Origin of the sequence: Pseudomonas sp. PAMC 26793, assembly GCF_000313235.1 — a bacterium.
Classification (GTDB): domain Bacteria; phylum Pseudomonadota; class Gammaproteobacteria; order Pseudomonadales; family Pseudomonadaceae; genus Aquipseudomonas; species Aquipseudomonas yamanorum.
The window spans coordinates 343,469-367,461 of record NZ_AMXG01000036.1; the positions used below are offsets into that span (position 1 = coordinate 343,469).

20 protein-coding genes are annotated in these 23,993 nt (G+C 56.7%); 1 reads left to right on the forward strand and 19 read right to left on the reverse strand.

The genetic code is table 11. The features are described 5' to 3' along the window. Positions 1–97 precede the first annotated feature (97 nt). The 3 genes from D109_RS0116660 to D109_RS0116670 form a co-directional block, all read right to left on the reverse strand. On the reverse strand, positions 98–766 hold the full coding sequence (locus tag D109_RS0116660; RefSeq protein WP_017477883.1) for a class I SAM-dependent methyltransferase: 669 nt from the start codon (positions 764–766) through the stop codon (positions 98–100). A gap of 90 nt (positions 767–856) precedes the next feature. Beyond that, the gene (locus D109_RS01000000131970) at positions 857–5,200 is read right to left on the reverse strand and encodes a glycosyltransferase (RefSeq protein WP_017477884.1); all 4,344 of its coding nucleotides are present in this window, start codon (positions 5,198–5,200) and stop codon (positions 857–859) included. Between the two features lie 213 nt (positions 5,201–5,413). Next, positions 5,414–6,535, reverse strand: coding sequence for a DegT/DnrJ/EryC1/StrS aminotransferase family protein (locus D109_RS0116670; RefSeq protein WP_017477885.1), 1,122 nt, complete (start codon positions 6,533–6,535; stop codon positions 5,414–5,416). Positions 6,536–7,199: 664 nt separating this feature from the next. On the opposite strand from D109_RS0116670, the gene D109_RS0116675 reads away from it, so the two are divergent. After that, on the forward strand, positions 7,200–7,856 hold the full coding sequence (locus D109_RS0116675; RefSeq protein ID WP_017477886.1) for a NeuD/PglB/VioB family sugar acetyltransferase: 657 nt from the start codon (positions 7,200–7,202) through the stop codon (positions 7,854–7,856). A gap of 252 nt (positions 7,857–8,108) precedes the next feature. Here the strand turns inward: D109_RS0116675 and glmS are convergent, their stop codons facing one another. The 16 genes from glmS to mnmG form a co-directional block, all read right to left on the reverse strand. Next, a complete protein-coding gene (gene glmS / locus D109_RS0116680) occupies positions 8,109–9,941 on the reverse strand; it encodes a glutamine--fructose-6-phosphate transaminase (isomerizing) (protein ID WP_017477887.1) in 1,833 nt (610 codons plus the stop codon). A 10-nt stretch (positions 9,942–9,951) separates the two neighbouring features. Beyond that, entirely contained in the window at positions 9,952–10,719 is a 768-nt protein-coding gene (locus D109_RS0116685; RefSeq protein WP_026078021.1) for a DeoR/GlpR family DNA-binding transcription regulator, read from the reverse strand. A gap of 228 nt (positions 10,720–10,947) precedes the next feature. Beyond that, positions 10,948–12,315 carry a bifunctional UDP-N-acetylglucosamine diphosphorylase/glucosamine-1-phosphate N-acetyltransferase GlmU gene (gene glmU / locus D109_RS0116690; protein ID WP_017477889.1) on the reverse strand — a complete coding sequence of 456 codons (1,368 nt, stop codon included), beginning with the start codon at positions 12,313–12,315 and terminating at the stop codon, positions 10,948–10,950. Positions 12,316–12,430: 115 nt separating this feature from the next. After that, the gene (locus D109_RS0116695) at positions 12,431–12,856 is read right to left on the reverse strand and encodes a F0F1 ATP synthase subunit epsilon (protein ID WP_008439541.1); all 426 of its coding nucleotides are present in this window, start codon (positions 12,854–12,856) and stop codon (positions 12,431–12,433) included. A gap of 44 nt (positions 12,857–12,900) precedes the next feature. After that, a complete protein-coding gene (gene atpD, locus D109_RS0116700) occupies positions 12,901–14,280 on the reverse strand; it encodes a F0F1 ATP synthase subunit beta (protein ID WP_003213545.1) in 1,380 nt (459 codons plus the stop codon). 27 nt (positions 14,281–14,307) lie between these two features. Beyond that, positions 14,308–15,168, reverse strand: coding sequence for a F0F1 ATP synthase subunit gamma (gene atpG, locus D109_RS0116705; protein ID WP_003213547.1), 861 nt, complete (start codon positions 15,166–15,168; stop codon positions 14,308–14,310). A 50-nt stretch (positions 15,169–15,218) separates the two neighbouring features. Further along, positions 15,219–16,763: a F0F1 ATP synthase subunit alpha gene (gene atpA, locus D109_RS0116710; protein WP_003213549.1), complete on the reverse strand. Its 1,545-nt coding sequence runs from the start codon at positions 16,761–16,763 to the stop codon at positions 15,219–15,221. A gap of 21 nt (positions 16,764–16,784) precedes the next feature. Further along, on the reverse strand, positions 16,785–17,321 hold the full coding sequence (locus tag D109_RS0116715) for a F0F1 ATP synthase subunit delta (RefSeq protein WP_003213551.1): 537 nt from the start codon (positions 17,319–17,321) through the stop codon (positions 16,785–16,787). Between the two features lie 12 nt (positions 17,322–17,333). Then, positions 17,334–17,804, reverse strand: coding sequence for a F0F1 ATP synthase subunit B (locus tag D109_RS0116720; RefSeq protein WP_008439543.1), 471 nt, complete (start codon positions 17,802–17,804; stop codon positions 17,334–17,336). 56 nt (positions 17,805–17,860) lie between these two features. After that, on the reverse strand, positions 17,861–18,118 hold the full coding sequence (gene atpE, locus D109_RS0116725; RefSeq protein WP_002555987.1) for a F0F1 ATP synthase subunit C: 258 nt from the start codon (positions 18,116–18,118) through the stop codon (positions 17,861–17,863). Between the two features lie 133 nt (positions 18,119–18,251). Further along, entirely contained in the window at positions 18,252–19,121 is an 870-nt protein-coding gene (gene atpB, locus D109_RS0116730) for a F0F1 ATP synthase subunit A (RefSeq protein ID WP_017477891.1), read from the reverse strand. Positions 19,122–19,137: 16 nt separating this feature from the next. After that, complete coding sequence (locus tag D109_RS0116735; RefSeq protein WP_017477892.1) at positions 19,138–19,545, reverse strand: F0F1 ATP synthase subunit I; 408 nt, start codon at positions 19,543–19,545, stop codon at positions 19,138–19,140. Between the two features lie 148 nt (positions 19,546–19,693). Beyond that, positions 19,694–20,566 carry a ParB/RepB/Spo0J family partition protein gene (locus D109_RS0116740; protein ID WP_017477893.1) on the reverse strand — a complete coding sequence of 291 codons (873 nt, stop codon included), beginning with the start codon at positions 20,564–20,566 and terminating at the stop codon, positions 19,694–19,696. 9 nt (positions 20,567–20,575) lie between these two features. Beyond that, a complete protein-coding gene (locus tag D109_RS0116745; RefSeq protein WP_017477894.1) occupies positions 20,576–21,373 on the reverse strand; it encodes a ParA family protein in 798 nt (265 codons plus the stop codon). A gap of 18 nt (positions 21,374–21,391) precedes the next feature. Continuing rightward, positions 21,392–22,036 carry a 16S rRNA (guanine(527)-N(7))-methyltransferase RsmG gene (rsmG, locus tag D109_RS0116750; RefSeq protein ID WP_003213561.1) on the reverse strand — a complete coding sequence of 215 codons (645 nt, stop codon included), beginning with the start codon at positions 22,034–22,036 and terminating at the stop codon, positions 21,392–21,394. Next, positions 22,033–23,931 (reverse strand): tRNA uridine-5-carboxymethylaminomethyl(34) synthesis enzyme MnmG, encoded by a 1,899-nt coding sequence (gene mnmG / locus D109_RS0116755; RefSeq protein WP_017477895.1) that lies wholly within the window; start codon positions 23,929–23,931, stop codon positions 22,033–22,035. The genes rsmG and mnmG overlap by 4 nt, the downstream gene beginning before the upstream one ends. Positions 23,932–23,993 lie beyond the last annotated feature (62 nt).

Sequence of the window (23,993 nt, forward strand, 5' to 3'; positions counted from 1 at the left end):
TCTAGGGGTAAAGCGGGGGAATACCTCGGAATTAGTCCACAGAAACGCTAAGAGCTACCTGCAGCAACCATCAGACCCGTTCACTTCCCATCAAAGCCTACATTCGTTGCAGCACGTAACTGTTCTCGAAGCCATGCACGCTGCCCAGCACGTTGAAACCTTGAAAGAACCCTGTTGCTCTCAGCAGGTCGACAGTCGGGCCCACCTCTGGCGAATGCTCAAAGTCGCGGTAGTCGTCCAATACGATAAAGCCGCCCGAGACGACGCTTGGCGAATACAGCAAGAAATCCAGCACCACGTTGCGACGGGTGTGGCCACCGTCGATATGCAACAGCGCAACGTTGGGCGCGAGGTTGTAGAAACGTTCAGCACTCAGTTCCGAAAAGCCACGGATCACCTGCGCATTAGGCAACATCAGGTCCTTGTAGTAACTGAACTCTTCGAACTGGTTTGGCAATTCGAACGGGTCAATACCAATGATACGACGCTCGTGGTTGCATACCTCGTTCATCAGCATCAACGATTTGCCCTTCCACACGCCAATTTCCACCACATCACCCGGCAGCTCGGCAATCAGAAAGGTAAGGTAGCCCAATAGACGTACTTGATCATGGAACGACAACTCGCGACGCTCCATTGCGAGCTCAGCCGGCAAGCTATCTTGCGCCTGCTCGAAATGCTGGCCGATAAACTCCCAGATCTGCGTGATGTTGTCGGTCAATTCCGGGTCGCTGGTAAATTCGTTGAGCGCTTGAATAGTGATCATGGTTTTCTCTGCTTACTTCCAATGATTACGAGGGAAGCTCTGAAAAAGACTTCCAGAATTGATAAAACGTTGAAATAACAAGCGAATCAGTCAATCCCTAAACCATGCATTTCGCCAAGCATCCAAGTGTTCATCCCGGAGCATCCATTTATCGACTACAGCGCTGCGTAGAGCATCTCCGGCAAGAGCACTGGCGCGTGGTTCAGCAAGATGTTCGCGGATAGCGTCAATCCATTCTTTTGACGTGTTCTTGACCCGAGTCACTGGCAAGTCACCACGATAACAAAGGATGTCCGAGCAGATTACGGGGAAGCCGCAGGCGCCATATTCCAACAACCGTAAGTTGCTTTTACAGGCGTTGAAAAAATTGTCTTCCAACGGCGCCAACGCCAGGTCCAGATTCAAGTCGGCCAGCCGTGCGGGATATTTCTCGATATTGACGCCCTTATGGAACTCATGGACATACGGACGAAGCTCAGGTGGGCACATGCCCATAAATACCCATTCCACTTCGCCAGCCAGTTCACGAACGACATCGGCGATCACTTGCAAGTCACCGCCGTGGCTCGACCCGCCCGCCCAACCAACCCGAGGTTTCCGGCCTTGTTGACGGTAGCTCATCAGCCCGCTCCACCACTGACTTGGCAGGCGATTCTCTAGGACACGAATGTCCGCATTAAAACCCTTCAACGCACTGGCCAGTGGCTGGGTCGACACCACCAGCCGGTCGCACATACCGACCGCTTTCTTCAGGCGCTTGGCGATATCCTTGGGGAACAGTTCTCGGCTTGGATTGCTGTTGGGTATCTTAAGAATATAGTCATCCAGCTCGTAAACCTTGAATGCCCTGGAGAATGCCTTGGTGTTCTGGATGGTTTCCAGCTGAGGCGTCGTGCATTGCCGTTGGAAAATGATCGTGTCTGGCGCCAAGCGATGCAGCTCCACGGGATGAAGCAGGCCATCGCTTATCGTACCCTCTATCAGGCGTGCGGCTTCAAGGGCTGCGAAGGGCTGGCGAACCCGATAGTTTCCGCTGCCGAAAGCGTCGGCGGGACAGCACAGCGCGTAAGGCAAAGAGCGACCGGCCAGCGGTTCCCAGGCGACCTCGCTACGGCATTCGTAGCCAAAGCCGCCGCCTTCCAAGGTCAGGTTGGGGTTGTAGGCAGGGTCACTGGCGAGCCGGGGCAGCCAATTCTTGTACATCACCGATTGCTCGCGCTTGAAACGCTCTTGCTTGGCTTTCAACTTCGTCTTGTCGACCTTATTCTGGCTGACGTTAGCTTCGTGCATGAGCACCGCATAAGGCGTCCAAACGATCAGTTGCCCGGCCTGGCCGACTTTCAGGCACAGATCGACATCGTTATAAGAAACCCCCAGGTTGATCTCGTCCATTCCACCCACCTGGCGGTACAGCTCGGTGCGGATCATCAGACAGGCGGCCGTCACGGCGCTGTAATTCTGGTCAACCTGGAGACGGTGCAGGTAGCCATTGGACTGCATTGGAGAGCCGATGAATGCGTGGTCTGCCAAGCCACGTAAGCCGAGCACCACACCTCCATGCTGAATAGTCCCGTCGAGGAATAGCAATTTGGCGCCGACTATCCCAACTTCTGGCCGCTGAGCGTGATGGAGCAGCGAACCCAGCCACTCCCCATCAATGACGGCAGTGTCATTGTTGAGCAACACAAGGTAATCACCACGGGCGTGTCTGACGGCAAAATTATTGATCGCCGAATAATTGAACACGTGGGGATAACGCAAGATGCGCACCTTTTCGCTGTTCAGACGCTCCATACCCGCGAACCAATTTTTTGCTTCAACCGTTTCACTGTTGTTGTCGACGATTATGAGTTCGAAGTTCGTGTAAAGGGTTTTTTCCATCACGCTTTCGACGCAACGCATCAGCATCGGCAGTTGGTCTTTAGTGGGAATCACTATGGACACCAACGGCTGCGAGGTGTGCTGGTAAACCACCCGGTTGACCATCGGTAAAGGTCCCGGGCGCAACTCGTGAGCGACGCCCAGGCGCTGCAGGTGCGCCTCGACTATAGTCGCGGAGTACTTAACGACCTGGGGTTCGACCAGCCACTGGCCCAAGTTGATTGCATGATGCACCAGCACTTCACTGATGTGTCCGACGGTGCCCAGTCCATTAACCTCAATCAACCGATAAAGCAGGTCGTGGGGGGCCAGTTCGGCGAAAGCGAGATCGAAACCATGGACACCCAGCGCGGCGGCTCGGCTGAAGGCCAACGCTCGGCCGACATACGGATAACTGCGCAACAAGTCCAGGTTCAGGTCCGGCTTGAATATCGGGTCTTGGCAACCATTTGCGGTAAGCGTGTCTTCATCGCTGTAGCAAACGCTGATACCAGGGTTCAGGGCTATACCCTCCGCGAGTAGCAGCAGAGCGTGGGGGTCGAGTTGGTCTCCTCCCCGAAGCAAGTAGCACCAGTCGACATCGATCTCATGCAGCAGCTCATTCAGCTGACTTGGCCAGCATTCAGCGAGCGGCAACCACACCAGGTTGTCGGAAGCTTCTACCCCTACAGGCTCGACGTTAGAAAGCACCGCAATGGCTGCCGCGCCGTAAAGCTGGCGATCAATGCTTTCCAAGCTGGAACGTAACTGCGCAATGTCACCTGTGGTATCAGTCAATACCACCAGAATGTTTGTGTGTTGCGGCCAATTCGCAAGCCGTGCGGGTAAACCTTCGAACTCAGCCGCAGACAGTTGCCGGGTATCCAGCCAGCGACGATACAGATTGATATCGCGTTGCTCTTTACCAACATTTGCCAACACGCCGAAAAACCGTTCCACGGCGTGGGCCATGGTGCCGTCCAACTGACCGCATTCAGGCTCAAAGTCTTTGTCGGTCAATTGCATCCGTTCTAAGTGCGCCAGCACCTCGGTACGCACAAAGAACATGGTACCGCCAAAAAAATCGGCCTGGTCCATTCGTTGTGGATCAATGCCAGCACGCTTAGCCAGGAAAAGTAGGTGAGAGCGGTTTTGTCCATTAAGGTTTTGGGTTACGGGCTGCCGGAACGCCTCAGTGCCGATCAGCGGGTGGTGCATGGGATCAGCCAGGTATTCTACCGATTGGCTGAAGCGCGCCGGGTTTAGCAGATCATTGAAAAGGTCTTGGGCCCAGGAGTCTTCCACACCCATGTGCAGCGAGCGCTTGGTGTGGAGTTTGATCAGCGTGTGGATGTTGTCTGCACGTAAAAACGGCAACACTCGCAGGAACGGCAAAATATCCCTGCCGTGATTGGGTACCCGATACAACGAATAGCTCAGCCCGCTCGCTGCCAGCAGGTGGCGCACCTCTTTATCAGCACCTCCCACGCAGGTTACGTACAGGTGCAGGTGTTCATTCAATTTAATCAATCGAAGCAAAATTTCTTGCAGCACATCCGGGTAATACGCATGGATAACGACACCGACTGGCGGCTTACCGTCTTCAAGCGAAGGCTGACCTGAGAAGAGGACTTCGCACTGCTCGGCAAAGGGGGTAATGCTGCTGGCGGTATAGAGGTTCTGGGTATCAGGTGCCAGGTAAGCCTCTCGCAAACGAAACAGTTGAAAGGCCTGATCGGCTGACAACGGCGCACGGCGCACTTGCTTTAACGGCTGTGGGTTATACAGTCCCAGGGCATGTATCTGATTGATAAATCTTGCATGACCCTCTGCGAACAACGCTGGCATGTCTGGCTGTTTCTGGCGCTGTTCGGCGTGATGGCGAAAGAGCGACAGAGGCTCACTTAGAAACGCTAAGTGGCCGCGTTGAAGTAAGTTCACATACAACGACAGGTCGTTGATAGCATCAACGAGCACGCCTCCAAGGGCGCAAATATTCGGAACTTTGTCTACCAACTGAGCCCGTCGAAACATGACGGTGGTGGGTTCGCCGATGAAGTTAACGGGCCAGTCACAGAGCAGTGAAATAAGGTCTGCACCATGGAGGCAGACATCTTCGCCAAATACTTCAGACGTCTCGAGGATGTCTGGCAGCGTCTCACCTTGGGCATCGATCAAACGGCGCCGCGAGGTGACCAGCGAGATGTCCGCGCGAGCATCCAGCACCGCGGCCATGCGCGTTACACAATCTGTCAGTAATACGTCATCGTCGTTGAGAAACTTGATGTACTCGCCCCTGGCTTCTTCCAGCCCACGGGTGAGGTTAAGCAGGCCGCCCAATTGCTGTTCGTTTCGCAGGTAACGGATCGGCACCGTAGTCTGTGCAGCAAGACGTTCGCTGATCAAACGAATACCATCGCCGCGACAATCATCGTTGATCACGATTTCGATATTCGCGTAGCACTGGTTGAGCGCACTGTTCAGCGCGGCTTCGAAGAAGCGCGGGTTGTAAGCCGGTATCGCGATGCTGACAAGCGGCAAGCGCTCAGCCAAGAGGGGATTTGTCATGCTCATACCAATTTGCATAAGGGACGAAGGTAGAACTCGCTTAAGCCGCTTTCACTGCCTGGGCGGTTGCAGGTACGGCCTGATCGCATACACGGTGCCAGTAATTGTTCTTGGGTCATTGGCGTATACCTGAGCGAAGTAATTCCATGAGCTGATGATTTGCCATATTGGCGCCAGTGACTATGACGACCAGAGGCTTTTCACAAGGCATAACGGTCATCAACTCACCTGCTTTTCAGCAAGCAACTCAGCCAGGCAATCGATAACTCTTTGGATGCTTGCATCGTTCAATGAAAGATGGAATGGCAAACCCAACAGACGTTCAGCCAGGAGGTCAACCATTGGCAGCGGGCACTTCGCGAACGCCTGAAAGGCCGGGTGGTCTTGCAGGGGGGGGCAGTACCAGCGGCGGGTTTCGATGTCTTTGCCCAGCAGCCGCAGTTGAATATCAACAGCCCGGAATCCCGGGGGCAGTAGCACCAGCATCAGGCTGTAAACGCCATCCATGGGTTTGACCTGAAGTTTCAGCGCGGGAATTTTTTCCAGAAGCTGCTCGGTGTAGTGTTGATGCAGGTTGCGTCGTGCTTCAGCAGTGGTTGGCCAGTTGTCCAGGGCAGCCAGTGCAACGGCGGCGTGATATTCGCTCATCTTGCCGTTCTCACCCGCCTCGAACACCAGCCCGCCGCTGTGTGCATCGATACCGAAGTTACTCAACGTCCTCATGCTTTGGGCATAGGCATGGTTCCGCGAAGCGACGAACCCCCCTTCTCCACCACCAAGGGCCTTAGTGGCGTGCAGGCTGAAGGCGACTTTGGTGGTCAGGCCGATCTTCTGGTTACCCCAGGCACCTGCGGCGTCGATAACCACAGGGATGCCGGTTTCGGCACTGAACAGGTCCCAGCCTGCGACATCCTGGGGGCAGCCGTAAGTGGATACTGGCATCACTGCGTCAAATGGCATTTCAGCGAGTGCTGCGCGTGCGATAGCAGGCGTCAGTAACCAGCTTTCGGAGTTTACGTCGCTGATCAAGGGAGTGAGCCCTGCCCTGATGATCGCTGTTGCCGTGGCAACGAATGTCAATCCGGGCACCAGGACGCGCGACGCGCGGCGTAGCTTCAAAGCTTCCAAAGCTATTTGCAGCGCACAGGTACCATTCGCCATAGATACGACGTGTACTTGCGTTGGCTCCCGACTAAATGAGAGCGACAGCCGACGTTCGAGCTCGATTACAAGCGGGCCGAAGTTGGTGTACCACTGGTTTTCATCGATTTGCTGCCAGTAAGTGAGGATCTGCTCGACTTTAGGCACCTCAGGAACTAACAACTTGATGATGTTTTTCATGGTACACACTGCCGTCAATGAAATGTCGTCCCGTATTATCCAAAGAAGGCTTAAGCAGAAATCGCGCCAACTTCTAACTACCCTACCGTTGACGGGCTAATGGGCCCTTACACAGAACTGCATTATTTGACATGGGACTGTTGATCCATTCAGCTGCCGCCATCCTTCAGCGAGAAGGCCGGCGACACGCATTACCCTACTGGATGCCAAAGGCGAACCCCGGGACAACATTCCACGGTTGACGTGCTTCTCCAACCCGACAATCAAGCTACGGTATCTGCTATGGGGCGGTGAACACCAGGCAGGCAGAGCATCCATGCTTCCCTATTCAATTCCCTCCGAAATCCACTTCCTGGATGTGGAGCGCTTATTTCGAGGCATCACGGTGTGCCTGCGCGACGGCAACTTCGTCCCGTGCTTGCGCTGGAAAGCGCAATTGCAACATCCAGGGGGTTACGCAATACTCAGCCAACCCAATATGTTTGGAGCGCAAAGCGAGAAGGGATGGTGAGAAAAACTCAACGAATGCTGGAGACGCTTTAATCCGGAAATTATAAGTAAGTTATTTCGAGAACAGTGCACTAGACCACTCCAGACACTGGCAACTTTCGGCTGTAGAGTCGCTCAGACCAGGAATGATTCATAAGAACTCTCAGGAGCTGAGATGAAAATTTACGCAATTGTAGGCGCAGGCGGTTTTGGGCGTGAGGTTGCACCGCTGGTCAACACAATGCCGAGCGTGATAAATCAAGATAACTTCAAAATTATCTTCGTGGTCGATAATTCGAAAGAGAAGACCGTGAATGGCTATGATGTGGTGAGTAGCGAGTCTTTCTTAAGCATGGAGGGGGATAAGTTTTTCAACATCGCTATCGCGGATAGTAAACCGAGGCAGGAAATCTCCGAACGCCTTATTTCGGCGGGCATAACTCCCTTCACTATTTCAGCTCTGAATGCCCTGAATTTAAGCAACAATATTATTGGTCAAGGCGCGATCCTCTGCCCATTTACCACTATCACTGCGAATGCAAAAATCGGTGACTTCTTTCACGCGAACATTTATTCGTATGTTGCCCACGATTGTGTGATTGGTAACTTCGTGACGTTCGCCCCTAACGTGCATTGCAATGGACGCGTTGTAATCGAAGATCATGCCTACATTGGGACTGGCGCGATTATTCGTCACGGCTCTCCCGACAGACCAATCGTCATTGGTGAGGGCGCCGTTGTTGGGATGGGATCCGTTGTTACGAAAAGCGTGGCACCTTACACAACAGTATTTGGTAATCCAGCAAAGCCATTGCGCACGACTCAACAATAATCAACGCGAATAAACCACATAAAAAAGTCTAGTTTTAAGACGTCGCTCTGAGCGATAGCCGGCCGCGTAACTCAGGCTGAATCCCCCGAGCAAGCGCCTCGACGTCATGCTTCGCGCCTCACGTCGCGGATTCATAGATCACTCGTTGAACGAGCCAGCCCTGATTCCAGCTGTGTCACGTGAGGCGCCGCCCGAGATCAAGCGGCACCTGCGACGGTTTTGATTCTCAAAAAACCATGGTTCGGGTGAGGCTTATTCCACCGTCACCGACTTCGCCAGGTTACGCGGTTGGTCAACGTCCGTGCCCTTGAGCACAGCGACGTAATACGACAGCAACTGCAGCGGGATGGTGTAGAGGATCGGCGACAGCGTGTCGTGGATGTGCGGCATGTTGATGACGTGGGTGCCTTCGCCATTGGTCATGCCGGCCTTTTCGTCAGCGAACACGATCAGTTGGCCGCCACGGGCGCGCACTTCCTGCAGGTTGGACTTGAGCTTCTCCAGCAGTTCGTTGTTCGGCGCGACGGTAACGACTGGCATGTCGTCATCCACCAGGGCCAACGGGCCGTGCTTGAGCTCACCGGCTGGGTAGGCCTCGGCGTGGATGTAGGAGATTTCCTTGAGCTTGAGCGAACCTTCCATCGCCACCGGGTATTGCGCGCCACGGCCTAGGAACAGGGTGTGGTGTTTGTCGGCGAACAGCTCGGCGACTTTTTCCACGGTGCTGTCCATGGCCAGTGCTTCGCCCAGGCGGGCCGGCAGGCGGCGCAGTTCTTCGACCAGGTGCGCCTCGACGCCTTCGCCCAAGGTGCCGCGAACCTGGCCCAGGGACAGGGTCAGCAGCAACAGGCCGACCAACTGGGTGGTAAAGGCTTTGGTGGAGGCGACGCCGATTTCACGACCGGCCTGGGTCAGCAAGGTCAGGTCGGACTCGCGCACCAGGGAGCTGATGCCGACGTTGCAGATCGCCAGGCTGCCGAGGAAACCCAGTTCCTTGGCGTTGCGCAGGGCGGCCAGGGTGTCGGCGGTTTCGCCGGACTGCGAGATGGTGACGAACAGGGTGTCGGGCTGCACCACCACCTTGCGGTAGCGGAATTCGCTGGCGACTTCGACCTGGCACGGGATGCCGGCCAGTTCTTCCAGCCAGTAACGGGCAACCATGCCGGCGTGGTAGCTGGTGCCGCAGGCGACGATTTGCACGTTGCGCACTTTGGCGAACAGTTCGGCGGCTTGCGGGCCGAAGGCTTGCACCAACACCTGGTTCTGGCTCAGGCGACCTTCCAGAGTGCGTTGCACCACGGCCGGTTGCTCGTGGATTTCCTTGAGCATGAAGTGGCGGAACTCGCCCTTGTCGGCGGCTTCGGCACCGTCACGGTACTGCACGGCTTCACGTTCCACGGACTGGCCGTCAACGTCCCAGATTTGCACGCTTTCGCGGCGGATCTCGGCGATGTCGCCTTCTTCCAGGTACATGAAGCGGTCGGTTACCTGGCGCAGGGCCAGTTGGTCGGAGGCGAGGAAGTTCTCGCCCAGGCCCAGGCCGATCACCAATGGGCTGCCACTGCGGGCGGCGACCAGGCGGTCGGGCTGGCTGGCGCTGATCACGGCCAGGCCATAGGCGCCGTGCAGTTCCTTGACGGTGGCCTTGAGGGCGTTGGTCAGGTCGCCGAGGTCCTTGAGCTTGTGGTTCAGCAGGTGGGCGATGACTTCGGTGTCGGTGTCCGAGGTGAAGACATAACCCTGGCCCTTGAGCTGTTCACGCAGCACTTCGTGGTTTTCGATGATGCCGTTGTGGACAACCGCCAGGTCACCGGAGAAGTGGGGGTGGGCGTTGCGTTCGCACGGCGCACCGTGGGTGGCCCAACGGGTGTGGGCGATACCCAGGCGGCCTACCAGCGGTTCACCAGCCAGTGCTTGTTCCAGTTCGCTGACCTTGCCCGGGCGACGCATGCGCTCAAGCTTGCCGGCGTTGGTGAAGAGCGCCACACCGGCGCTGTCGTAGCCACGGTATTCCAGGCGTTTGAGGCCTTCGAGCAAAATAGCGGTGATGTTTCGTTCAGCGACTGCGCCAACAATTCCACACATGGTTTCTCTCCTAGATGACTGCCGCGCAAATCAGCGTGATGCCGCGGGCTTGAATCTGGTCGCGGGCCTCAAGCGGCAGGCGATCATCGGTAATAAGGGTATGGACGCTGCTCCAGGGCAGTTCCAGGTTGGGGATCCTGCGGCCAATCTTGTCGGACTCGACCATCACCACCACTTCGCGGGCGACCTCGGCCATGACGCGGCTCAGGCCCAGCAATTCGTTGAAGGTAGTGGTGCCGCGCTCCAGGTCGATGCCATCGGCACCAATGAAGAGCTGGTCGAAGTCGTAGGAACGCAATACTTGTTCTGCGACCTGGCCCTGGAATGAGTCCGAATGCGGGTCCCAGGTGCCGCCAGTCATTAACAACACCGGCTCGTGTTCCAGTTCGCTCAAGGCGCTGGCCACGTGCAAGGAGTTAGTCATCACCACCAAGCCGGGTTGCTGGCCCAGTTCGGGGATCATGGCGGCGGTGGTGCTACCGCTGTCGATGATGATGCGTGCGTGTTCCCGCAAGCGCCGGACGGCCGCACGGGCGATGGCGCGCTTGTAGGCAGAAATGGGCTGGGCCGGATCACCGACCAATTCCTGGGGCATGGTGATGGCGCCGCCGTAGCGACGCAGCAACAGGCCGTTACTTTCGAGGGCGGCCAGGTCCTTGCGGATGGTCACTTCCGAGGTTTCGAAACGTTTGGCCAATTCGTCCACGCTGACTTCGCCTTGCTCGGTGAGCATGGCAAGGATGTTGTGGCGACGTTGGGGTGTATTTCGTTTCGACATGGTGATGATAAGTTTCGTTTCGAAAGATAACGAAGGCAATCAAAACCTATTCACTCAAAATGGTCAAGCATGCGACTGAGTTTTTTGAATCAACGCAGATAAAAATGTGGGAGCGGGGTTGCTCGCGAAAGCGGTGTGTCGGTCAGCACATGTATCAACCGAAAGACCGCCTTCGCGAGCAAGCCCGCTCCCACATGAGTACTACAGCGTTTCAGGGTTGTGGATAACTCAGGTTTTCTTGATTTTGACCGGGCGCTTCCAACCGTCGATGTTGCGCTGGCGGGCGCGGGCTACACCGAGCTGCAACTTATCCACAGCCAGATTGATGGTCGAGCCGGCGGCAGTGGTGGCGCCGTCGTCAACCGTCACGGGTGCTACGAGGGAGTTGTTGGAGCCGATAAACACGTCTTCACCGATGGTGGTCTGGTGTTTGTTGGCGCCATCGTAGTTGCAGGTGATGGTGCCGGCGCCGATGTTGGTGCGAGCACCGATCACAGCGTCACCCAGATAGGTCAGGTGACCCACTTTCGCCTCATCGGCCAACCGGGCGTTTTTCAGCTCAACGAAGTTACCCACATGAGCTTTAGCGCCCAGCACGCTGCCCGGACGCAAACGCGCGAACGGACCGGCATCACTGCCCTCGCCCATCACCGCGCCGTCGATATGGCTGTTGGCCTTGATCACCACGCCTTTGCGCAGGGTGCTGTCCTTGATGACACAGTTCGGCCCGATCACCACGTCGTCTTCAATGACCACGCGACCTTCGAGGATCACGTTGATATCGATCAGCACGTCGCGGCCTACGGTGACATCACCCCGCACATCGAAACGTGCTGGATCGCGCAGCGTCACGCCCAGCGCCATCAGGCGGCGGCCTTCACGCAACTGGTAGTGACGCTCCAGCTCCGCCAGTTGCTTGCGGTCGTTGGCGCCCTGCACTTCCATCGGGTCGTGGGGCTGTTCGGTAGCGACCACCAGGCCATCGCTGACGGCCATCTCGATGACATCGGTCAGGTAGTACTCGCCCTGGGCGTTGTTGTTGGACAGGCGGCTCATCCAGTCCGACAGGCGATCGGCCGGAACCGCGAGGATGCCGGTGTTGCCTTCGGTGATGGCACGCTGGGCTTCGCTGGCGTCTTTATGTTCGACGATGGCGGCGACCTTGCCATCAGCGTTGCGCACGATGCGACCGTAGCCGGTCGGGTCGTCCAGCTCTACGGTGAGCAGACCCATCTGGCCTGGCACTACGTGTTTGAGCAGGCGCTGCAAGGTTTCCACTTCGATCAACGGCACATCACCGTAGAGAATCAGCACGGTGTCGGCCTTGATGAACGGCACGGCTTGCGCAGTGGCATGGCCGGTACCCAATTGCTTGTCCTGCAATACGAAATTCAGGTCATCCGCCGCCAGACGCTCACGCACCACATCGGCACCGTGGCCGATCACCACGTGAATGCGCTGTGGATCCAGCTGCCGGGCGCTGTGGATAACATGGCCAAGCATGGAGTTGCCAGCAACCGGGTGCAGCACCTTGGGCAGGGCCGAACGCATGCGGGTGCCCTGGCCTGCGGCAAGAATTACGATTTCGAGAGACATGAATGGCTACCAATCCTGGGCGGTCAGACTTCAGACCAAAGAAGTGTTTTGCAAAAAAAGAAAAAGGGTAGCCGAGGCTACCCTTTTTAATCAATCACACATGAGGTTTAACGGCTTAGCCGCCAAACTTCTTGCGGATCTGCTGGACGGTGCGCAGCTGAGCTGCGGCCTCGGCCAGACGTGCAGCAGCAGAACCGTAGTCGAAATCTGCGCCTTTTTCGTTCAGGGCCTTCTCGGCAGCCTTGACGGCTTCCTGAGCGGAGGCTTCATCCAGGTCGGCAGCACGTTGCACGGTGTCGGCAAGTACCTTGACCATGTTCGGCTGAACCTCAAGGAAACCACCGGAGATGTAAAACACCTCCCTTTCCCCGCCCAGCTTGGTCAGAGTGATCGGACCAGGCTTCAAGGATGTAATCAATGGCGCGTGGCCAAAGTTAATACCCAGGTCGCCCAGTTCGCCGTGTGCAATCACACTCTCGATCTGACCGGAGAAGATTTCCCCTTCCGCGCTGACGATATCGCAATGGAATGTCATAGCCATCTGCTTGCCTCAACCTGATTAGCGCCCGTTACCGGGCGCCGGAATTACAGTTTCTTGGCTTTCTCGATCGCTTCTTCGATGCCGCCGACCATGTAGAACGCTTGTTCTGGCAGGTGGTCGTAGTCACCGTTGAGGATGCCTTTGAAGCCAGCAATGGTGTCTTTCAGGGAAACGTATTTACCCGAGGCACCGGTGAAGACTTCAGCCACGAAGAACGGCTGCGACAAGAAGCGCTGGATCTTACGAGCGCGGGATACCAACTGCTTGTCGGTTTCCGACAGCTCGTCCATACCCAGGATCGCAATGATGTCCTTCAGTTCTTTGTAACGCTGCAGAACGTACTGGACGCCGCGAGCGGTGTCGTAGTGTTCCTGGCCGATGACGTTCGGGTCCAGCTGGCGCGAAGTCGAGTCCAGTGGATCGACCGCCGGGTAGATACCCAGGGAGGCGATGTCACGGGACAGTACGACTGTGGCGTCCAAGTGGGCGAACGTGGTCGCTGGCGACGGGTCAGTCAAGTCATCCGCAGGTACGTATACCGCTTGGATCGAGGTGATCGAACCGTTTTTGGTCGAAGTGATACGCTCTTGCAGAGTACCCATCTCTTCGGCCAGGGTCGGCTGGTAACCTACTGCGGAAGGCATACGGCCCAGCAGTGCGGATACTTCAGTACCGGCCAGGGTGTAACGATAGATGTTGTCGACGAACAGCAGAACGTCGTTACCTTCGTCACGGAACTTCTCGGCCATGGTCAGGCCGGTCAGTGCTACGCGCAGACGGTTACCCGGCGGCTCGTTCATCTGACCGTAAACCAGTGCCACTTTGTCCAGAACGTTGGAATCCTTCATCTCGTGGTAGAAGTCGTTACCCTCACGAGTACGCTCACCCACACCGGCGAACACGGAATAACCGCTGTGCTCGATGGCGATGTTACGGATCAGTTCCATCATGTTTACGGTTTTGCCTACACCGGCACCACCGAACAGACCGACTTTACCGCCCTTGGCGAACGGGCAAACCAGGTCGATAACCTTGATGCCGGTTTCCAGCAGGTCGTTGCCGCCCGCTTGTTCCGCAAAGGAAGGCGCAGGACGGTGAATGCCCCAGCGCTCTTCGGTGTCGATTGGACCGGCTTCGTCGATCGGGTTACCGAGGACGTCCATGATCCGGCCCAGGGTCGCTTTACCGACCGGGACGGAGATGGCTGCGCCAGAGTCAGTGACTTCCAGACCGCGCTTCAAGCCTTCGGTGGAACCCATTGCAATGGTACGAACCACGCCGTCGCCCAGCTGCTGCTGAACTTCCAGGGTGGTGCCTGCATCGCTTTTGACTTTCAAAGCGTTGTAGATGCTCGGTACGCTGTCGCGTGGGAATTCCACGTCGATAACGGCGCCGATGATTTGAACGATACGTCCGCTACTCATAGCTGGATCCTCTGAATATTTGAACCGTTAAACCGCGGCAGCGCCGCCGACGATTTCCGAGATCTCTTGGGTGATCGCAGCCTGACGCGCCTTGTTGTAGATCAGCTGCAAATCGCTGATCAAATCACCGGCGTTGTCGGTAGCGTTCTTCATCGCGATCATCCGCGCAGCTTGTTCAGCCGCGTTGTTCTCGACCACCGCCTGGTACACCTGCGACTCCACGTAGCGCACCATCAAGCCGTCAAGCAGCTCTTTGGCGTCTGGTTCGTAGAGGTAGTCCCAGTGGTGCTTGAGTTCTTGTTCCGGGGCCGCCACCAATGGAATCAACTGCTCCACGGTAGGCTGTTGCGTCATGGTGTTGATGAACTTGTTGGACACCACGGAGAGGCGGTCAATCCGGCCTTCCAGGTATGCATCCAGCATCACTTTGACGCTGCCGATCAAATCATTGATCGACGGTTCTTCACCCAGGTGGCTGATAGCTGCAACGACGTTACCGCCGAAGTTGCGGAAAAAGGCCGCACCCTTGCTACCGACCACACACAGATCGATCTCGACGCCTTTTTCGCGGTTTACCGCCATGTCCTTGACCAGGGCCTTGAACAGGTTGGTATTCAAACCACCGCACAAACCACGGTCACTGCTCACCACGACGTAACCGACGCGCTTAACTTCGCGATCGATCATGAACGGGTGGCGATATTCCGGGTTGGCGTTGGCCAGATGACCAATAACCTGGCGGATACGCTCCGCGTAGGGACGGCTAGCAGCCATGCGCATTTGTGCCTTGCGCATTTTGCTGACCGCCACTTTTTCCATGGCGCTGGTGATCTTTTGCGTGCTTTTGATGCTCGCAATCTTACTGCGAATCTCTTTTGCGCCTGCCATGTAACACCTATCAGGTTAGCAAGCGGGAGCCTCGCGGCCCCCGCTGCGGCTTACCAGGTTTGGGTGGCCTTGAACTTCTCGATACCGGCTTTGATGCCAGCGTCGATGTCGTCATTGAAGTCACCCTTCACGTTGATCTTCGCCATCAATTCGGCGTGATCGCGGTTGAAGTAAGCAATCAGCGCTTGTTCAAAGCTGCCGACCTTGGTGATTTCAACGTCGGTCAGGAACCCACGCTCAGCGGCATACAGCGACAGCGCCATGTCAGCGATCGACATTGGTGCGTATTGCTTCTGCTTCATCAGCTCGGTAACGCGCTGACCATGCTCAAGTTGCTTACGGGTCGCTTCGTCCAGGTCAGAAGCGAACTGGGCGAATGCCGCCAGTTCACGGTACTGAGCCAGAGCGGTACGGATACCACCGGAGAGCTTCTTGATGATCTTGGTCTGAGCGGCACCACCCACACGGGATACCGAAACACCGGCGTTCACTGCAGGACGGATCCCGGAGTTGAACATGGCCGATTCCAGGAAGATCTGACCGTCGGTGATGGAAATCACGTTGGTCGGAACGAACGCGGAAACGTCGCCAGCCTGGGTTTCGATGATCGGCAGTGCGGTCAGGGAACCGGTTTTGCCGGTCACTGCGCCGTTGGTGAACTTCTCTACGTACTCTTCCGAAACGCGGGATGCGCGCTCCAGCAGACGGGAGTGGAGATAGAACACGTCGCCTGGGTAAGCTTCACGGCCTGGTGGACGGCGCAGCAGCAGGGAAATCTGGCGGTAAGCCACTGCTTGCTTGGACAGATCGTCATAAACGATCAGCGCGTCTTCACCGCGGTCGCGGAAGTATTCGCCCATGGTGCAACCGGAGTACGGTGCCAGGAACTGAAGTGCAGCGGATTCGGAAGCACTGGCGGCCACGACGATGGTGTTAGCCAGGGCGCCGTTTTCTTCCAGCTTGCGAACCACGTTGGCGATGGTCGATTGTTTCTGACCAATTGCTACGTAGACGCAGAAAATCCCGCTGTCTTTCTGGTTGATGATCGCGTCGATCGCCAGAGCGGTTTTACCGATCTGACGGTCACCGATGATCAGCTCACGCTGGCCACGGCCGACAGGAATCATGGCATCGACAGCCTTGTAGCCAGTCTGTACAGGCTGGTCTACCGACTTACGCCAGATCACGCCTGGAGCAACTTTCTCGACCGCATCGGTCTCGGTGTTGTTCAGTGGACCTTTGCCGTCAACTGGGTTACCCAGTGCGTCGACAACGCGACCCAGCAGTTCCTTACCAACCGGAACTTCCAGGATGCGGCCTGTGCACTTGGCGCTCATGCCTTCAGCCAGAGTCTGGTAGGAGCCCAATACAACGGCACCTACAGAGTCTTGCTCCAGGTTGAGAGCCATACCGTAGACGCCGCCCGGAAACTCGATCATCTCGCCGTACATTACGTCGGCCAGACCGTGAATCCGCACGATGCCGTCAGATACGCTGACGACAGTGCCTTCGTTACGGGCTTGGGAGGTCACATCGAGCTTGTCGATGCGGCCCTTGATAATTTCACTTATTTCGGAAGGATTGAGTTGCTGCATTGCTCTGCTGCCCCTTCAAACTCAAGATTTCAATGCTTCGGCAAGATTCGCGAGTTTGCCGCGAATCGAGCCATCGATAACCAGGTCGCCGGCGCGAATGATGACACCACCAATCAGGGTGGCATCCTCCGCAACTTGCAGGCGCACTTCCCGGTCGAGTCGTGCACTGAGAACCTTGGCGAGTTTGTCTTGCTGTTCTTGGTTCAATGCAAAAGCACTGGTCACTTCAACGTCTACCGATTTCTCTTGTTCGGCCTTGTACAGGTCAAACAGAGCGGCGATCTCCGGCAGAAGCGGGAGACGGTCGTTTTCGGCAACGACGTGGATGAAGTTCTGCACTTTCACATCAAACTTGTCGCCGCACACGTCAATAAACGTGGCGGCCTTGTCTGCGCTCGTCAGTCGCGGGGCCTTGAGCACGCGCTGCATGGTGTCATCTTGCGACACTGCTGCAGCCAGGCCGAGCATGGCTGACCAAGAGGCCAGCTGCTGGTGGGCCTGGGCGTGCTCGAAGGCTGCCTTAGCGTAAGGTCGGGCCAACGTGGTCAATTCTGCCATGATCGCCCTCGCTTAAATTTCAGCAGCCAGTTTGTTTACCAGCTCCGCGTGCGCGTTTTGATCGATTGTGGCACCCAGGATCTTCTCAGCACCGCCGACGGCCAGAGCACCCAGTTGGGCACGCAGCGCATCTTTGACACCGTTCAGTTCCTGCTCGATCTCGGCTTGAGCCTGAACCTTCACACGGTCAGCGTCGATACGGGCTTTTTCAACAGCCTCTTCAACGATCTGGTTACCGCGTTTCTTGGCTTGCTCAATGATTTCAGCTGCCTGAGCTTTCGCTTCGCGCAGTTGTTGACCCGCTTTATCTTGGGCCAACTCCAGGTCGCGAGCTGCTCGTGCGGCAGCGTCCAGTCCATCTGCGATCTTCTTCTGACGTTCGTGCAAAGCCGCGATGACCGGAGGCCATACGAACTTCATGCAGAAAACTACAAAAATCAAGAACGCTAAGGACTGACCAATAATGGTTGCATTAATGTTCACGCCAATACCTCGCTCGTTCGTTGCACAACACACCAATCACTCGAAAAAACGAGTGATTAACCGGCGAGTTGACCAACGAAGGGGTTCGCGAAGGTGAAGAACAGAGCGATACCAACACCGATCATGGTCACGGCGTCGAGCAGGCCGGCGACGATGAACATTTTAACTTGCAGCATTGGAACCATTTCTGGCTGACGCGCTGCGCCTTCCAGGAACTTGCCGCCCAGCAGGCCGAAACCAATGGCAGTACCCAGGGCGCCCAGGCCGATCAACAGTGCAACAGCGATAGCGGTTAGACCAACTACAGTTTCCATCTTTCCTCCCGACTTTTACGTCGTATGGTTTAGGTTTTTTAGATTTTAAAGCGGTAAAACAAATCGTTTCATAGCCCTTCAGGGCTACCCTCCCGTTTGACCGAGAGGGACATCAGACTAGCCGAGACTGGTCTTAATGGTTCTCTTCGTGCGCCATCGACAGGTAGACGATGGTCAGCATCATGAAGATAAACGCCTGCAGGGTGATGATCAGGATGTGGAACACAGCCCACGCCCACTGCAGAACAATGCCCAGGCCGCTAAGCCAGAGCAGACCACTGCCGAACATCACAGCGATCAGAATGAACACCAGCTCGCCGGCATACATGTTGCCGAACAGTCGCAGAGCCAGGGAAATCGGCTTGGCGATCAGGGTCACGAATTCCAGCAGGAAGTTCACCGGGATCAGCAGGGCTTGAACGAAGATGTTCTTGCTGCCGAACGGGTGCAGGGTCAGTTCGCCGATGAAGCCGCCGATGCCCTTGATCTTGATGCTGTAGAAAATGATCAACACGAACACCGACAGGGCCATGCCCAGGGTAGCGTTCGGGTCAGTGGTCGATACGGCACGGAATGGAATGTGCGGATCGCCGGAGATCGCCATGGCCAACTGAGGAATCCAGTCGACCGGAATCAGGTCGACGGCGTTCATCAGGAACACCCAGACGAAGATGGTCAGTGCCAACGGTGCGATCACCGCGCTACGACCATGGAAGCTGTCTTTCACGCTGCCATCGACGAATTCGACCAATACTTCAACGAAGTTCTGCAAAGCACCCGGCTGACCGGAAGTCGCCTTCTTTGCCGCCATGCGGAAAATCAGGACGAAGATCAGACCCAATGCGACAGACCAGCCCAGAGTATCCAGGTGGAATGCCCAGAAGCCCATTTCTTTGGCTTCTGCTGCGGTGTGGGCAAAGCCCCAGCCGCCGTTGGGAAGCTGACCGAAGGTCAGGTTCTGCAAGTGGTGCTGGATATAGCCCGAAGCGGTTGTTTCTGCCATGGTTGCCTCAAACGCCCTAAGGTTTCGAAAGTCTTGTTTTCATTAGCAGGGGAGCGAACCAGCTGACCAGTTGGGTCAACACGAAGACGCCGAATACAGCCAGCGGCGCCAATGGCTTCACACCTGCAAAGGTCAGTGCAAACAGCACTGCCGTCAAAATCAATTTCCCCGCCTCGCCAGCATAAAAAGACCGGACGATGGCTTGGGCTGCTCGGGCGCCGGAAAACCGAAAGGCCCTGTGAGCAAAATACATATTGGGCAGCAAGGCTATCAGGCCTCCGCAGAGTCCCGAGTATCCGGCTACGACTCCATGCCAGTACCAAAACGCCAAAGCGGCGATCAGCAAGATGACAAATTGAGCCACTAAAACCGGGAAAACGGCCAAGCGATGGAACGGCAACGTGTTTGGCGTGCGGGTTTCCATCACTCTTGCTCCTCAATGGTCGGCTGCCGGAAATCAATAACTTGGCATAATTTGTGCCGACAAAATGCGCGCAGAGTATAGGGGCGGTTCTGCCCCTATTCAACTGCCGGGTAGTGATTTCCGACTGCGCGCTACAGAAGCAATTGTTTCAGCGGATGTGGGCAAGGACGCCCTGAAGCTCATCCAATGAGTTATATCCGATGACCAATTGCCCTTTACCTTTCTTGCCGTGACGAATTTGCACCGCAGAGCCTAGGCGTTCGGCCAGGCGCTGCTCCAGGCGCGCAATGTCCGGATCAGGTTTGGCGGTTTCGACCGGTGCAGGTTTGCCACTGAGCCACTGGCGAACCAGGGCCTCGGTCTGACGAACGGTGAGGCCTCGTGCGACAACGTGTCGCGCCCCTTCAACCTGTTGATTTTCCGGCAAACCGAGCAAGGCACGGGCGTGACCCATTTCCAGGTCGCCATGGGAAAGCATGGTTTTGATGACTTCCGGCAGCGCGATCAGGCGCAGCAGGTTGGACACGGTCACCCGGGATTTGCCCACCGCGTCCGCGACTTCCTGCTGAGTCAATTTGAATTCCTGCTGCAAACGCTGCAGGGCGATCGCCTCCTCAATAGGATTAAGGTCTTCGCGCTGGATGTTCTCGATCAACGCCATGGCAATGGCGGTTTCATCCGGCACATCACGCACCATCGCCGGGATGGTGTCCTTGCCGGCCTGTTGGCTCGCGCGCCAGCGGCGTTCGCCAGCGATGATTTCAAAGCGGCCAGCACCAATCGGGCGCACCACGATCGGCTGCATCACGCCCTGGGCCTTGATCGAATTCGCCAATTCTTCCAGCGCCTGAGGGTCCATGTCCCGGCGCGGCTGGTATTTGCCGCGCTGGATCAGGTCCAGCGGCAGGTGTTGCAGCTCGCGCTCGTCGGCCTGCACTGCCTGTTCTTCAAGCGAAGTGACAGTCGGACCACTCAGCAGTGCATCCAGTCCACGTCCGAGACCTCGTTTCTTGACGGCCATGGGGATTCCTTAAGTTGGCTGGGCTGCAGCGGTGCGTGAATTGCGGCGTTGACGACGAACCATCTCGCCGGCCAGCGCCAGGTAGGCAATGGCGCCGCGGGATGATTTGTCGTACGCCAGCGCGGGCATGCCATAGCTTGGCGCTTCGGCCAGGCGGATGTTGCGTGGAATCACGGTGTCGTACAACTGGTCGCCGAAGTGTTCCTTGAGCTGCGCCGACACATCGTTCATCAGGCTCAGGCGCGGGTCATACATGGTCCGCAACAGGCCTTCGATTTGCAGGTTCGGGTTGAGCAACTCGGCAATACGCTTGATGTTATCCACAAGGTCGCTCAAGCCTTCGAGCGCGAAGTACTCGCACTGCATGGGGATAATCACCCCGTCGGCGGCAACCAGTGCGTTCAACGTCAGCATCGACAGCGACGGTGGGCAGTCGATCAAAATGTAGTCGTAATTCTCGCGGATTGGCGCCAAGGCGCTGCGCAGACGGCTTTCTTTCATCTGCATTTCCAGCAGCACCACTTCCGCCGCAGTCAAATCGCGGTTGGCCGGCAGCAGTTGATAACCACCGTGCTCGGAATAGTGCATGGCCTGGGCCAGGTCGCACTCGCCAATCAGCAAGTCGTAGACCGAGTTTTCCAGGCCGTGTTTATCCACACCGCTACCCATGGTGGCGTTGCCCTGTGGATCGAGATCGATCAACAGCACCCGACGCTTGGTAGCGACCAGGGATGCTGCGAGGTTGATGCAGGTGGTGGTTTTGCCCACGCCACCTTTCTGGTTCGCTATCGCGAATACCTTAGCCATTCTTGCTTGTGTTCCCAATCATGCCGTGCGGCGCAGTATCAGCAGATGGCGTTGGCCTTGGCAACCGGGTACGGCCAAGGCGTGTTCGCTATCGAGGTGGAAGTCTGCCGGCAATGCTAACAGCTCGTCGCTTGGATGAACGCCCTTCATTGCCAGCCAACGGGTATCGCGGTCGCCGAGGTGGCGGGTCCAGTTGCTGAAATTCTCCATGCTGCTGAACGCCCGGGAAACAATTCCGTTGAAAGGCTGTTCAGGTGTGAAGGCTTCGACGCGACTGTGGATAACTTGTAGGTTATCCAGCTTGAGTTCGAGTTTGACCTGGGTCAGGAAGCGGGTTTTCTTGCCATTGCTGTCCAGGCAAGTCACTTGCGACTCGGGAAACAGGATCGCCAACGGGATGCCGGGCATGCCGCCGCCGCTGCCAACGTCGAGCCAACGGCCGTTTTCGATAAACGGCATCACGCTGAGGCTATCGAGCAGATGGCGAGAGACCATTTCGTCTGGATCACGCACCGCAGTGAGGTTGTAAGCCTTGTTCCATTTGATCAACAGGGCCAGATAACCCAGCAGCAACTCGTGCTGGGCTTCGGTCAGGTTGACGCCAAGCTGGCGAGCACCTGTGGATAACTCTTCGGCGTGTTGCGAGGTGACCAACGAACTCAAGCGCTTTGCTCCAACTGACGGCCCGCGCCGCGTTTTTTCAAATGAATCATCAACAGCGAAATGGCTGCCGGCGTGACGCCCGGAATACGGGACGCCTGGCCCAGGGTCTCTGGTCGAGTTATCCCCAGCTTGCCTTGAATCTCTTTCGACAGCCCGGAAATGTTTGTGTAATCGATATCCACAGGCAGTTTGGTGTCTTCACTGGCCCGCAGACGAGCGATCTCATCCTGCTGGCGGTCAATGTAGCCGGCGTATTTGGTCTTGATTTCGACCTGCTCGGCGACCTGTGGATCTTCTGCTCCACCGCCGGTGACCGAGATCAACCCAGCGTAGTCGATTTCCGGACGGGACAGCAGGTTCAGCAGGTTGTATTCGTGAGTCAGCGGCGTGCCGAATTTTTCGGCAATCGCGTCGCCTTGCTCGGTGCCCGGGCGAACCCAGGTACTTTTCAGGCGCTGCTCTTCCAACTCGATGCTTTCGCGTTTTTTGCAGAAGGCAGCCCAACGCACATCGTCGACCAGGCCCAGCTCGCGACCTTTTTCGGTCAAGCGCAGGTCGGCGTTGTCTTCCCGCAGGATCAGGCGGTATTCGGCCCGGGACGTAAACATCCGGTACGGTTCCTGGGTACCGAGAGTAATCAGGTCATCGACCAACACCCCGATGTACGCCTCATCGCGACGCGGGCACCAGCTGTCTTTGCCCTGTGCACGCAGTGCCGCGTTGGTTCCGGCCAGCAAACCCTGGGCGCCTGCTTCTTCGTAACCGGTAGTGCCGTTGATTTGGCCAGCGAAGAACAAACCGCCAATAACCTTGGTTTCCAGGCTGTATTTCAGGTCACGCGGGTCGAAGTAGTCGTATTCGATAGCGTAGCCAGGTCGCACGATGTGGGCGTTTTCCATACCGCGAATCGATTGCACGATCTGGATTTGCACGTCGAACGGCAAGGACGTGGAAATCCCGTTTGGGTACAGCTCGTGGGTAGTCAGACCTTCCGGTTCGATAAAGACCTGGTGGCTTTCCTTGTCGGCAAAGCGATGGATCTTGTCTTCGATCGACGGGCAGTAGCGTGGGCCAATACCTTCGATCACACCGGAATACATCGGCGAACGGTCGAGGTTCGCGGCAATGATTTCGTGGGTGCGAGCGTTGGTGTGGGTAATCCAGCAACTGACCTGCTTCGGATGCTGTTCCTTGGAACCCATGAACGACATCACCGGGATCGGTGTATCGCCGGCTTGCTCGGTCATCACCGAGAAATCCACAGACCGGCCATCAATTCGCGGCGGCGTGCCGGTTTTCAGGCGACCAACACGCAGTGGCAGTTCGCGAAGGCGCTGAGCCAGGGCAATCGACGGCGGATCACCGGCGCGGCCACCGGAATAGTTCTGCATGCCGATGTGGATAAGTCCGCCGAGGAAGGTACCGGTGGTCAACACCACGGATTCTGCGAAGAAACGTAGGCCCATTTGCGTGACAACACCGCGTACCTGGTCTTGTTCGACGATCAGGTCATCGGCTGCCTGTTGAAATATCCACAGGTTCGGCTGGTTTTCCAGGGTTTCGCGGACAGCGGCCTTGTACAGGATCCGGTCGGCTTGAGCACGAGTGGCTCGCACGGCCGGGCCTTTGCGGCTGTTCAATACGCGAAATTGAATACCACCCTTGTCAGTAGCCATGGCCATCGCGCCGCCCAGGGCATCGATTTCCTTGACCAAGTGGCTTTTGCCAATCCCGCCAATTGCGGGGTTGCAGCTCATGGCGCCGAGGGTTTCCACGTTATGCGTCAGCAACAGGGTTTTTGCCCCCATGCGTGCTGACGCCAGTGCTGCCTCGGTACCGGCATGACCGCCGCCGATGACGATCACTTCAAACGGGAAGGGAAATCCACCACGCACCTCGTGCCTGCTTCTGTAGGTAATTAGGAATGAGCGTTCGAGATCAGGTTTTCGAACGAGTC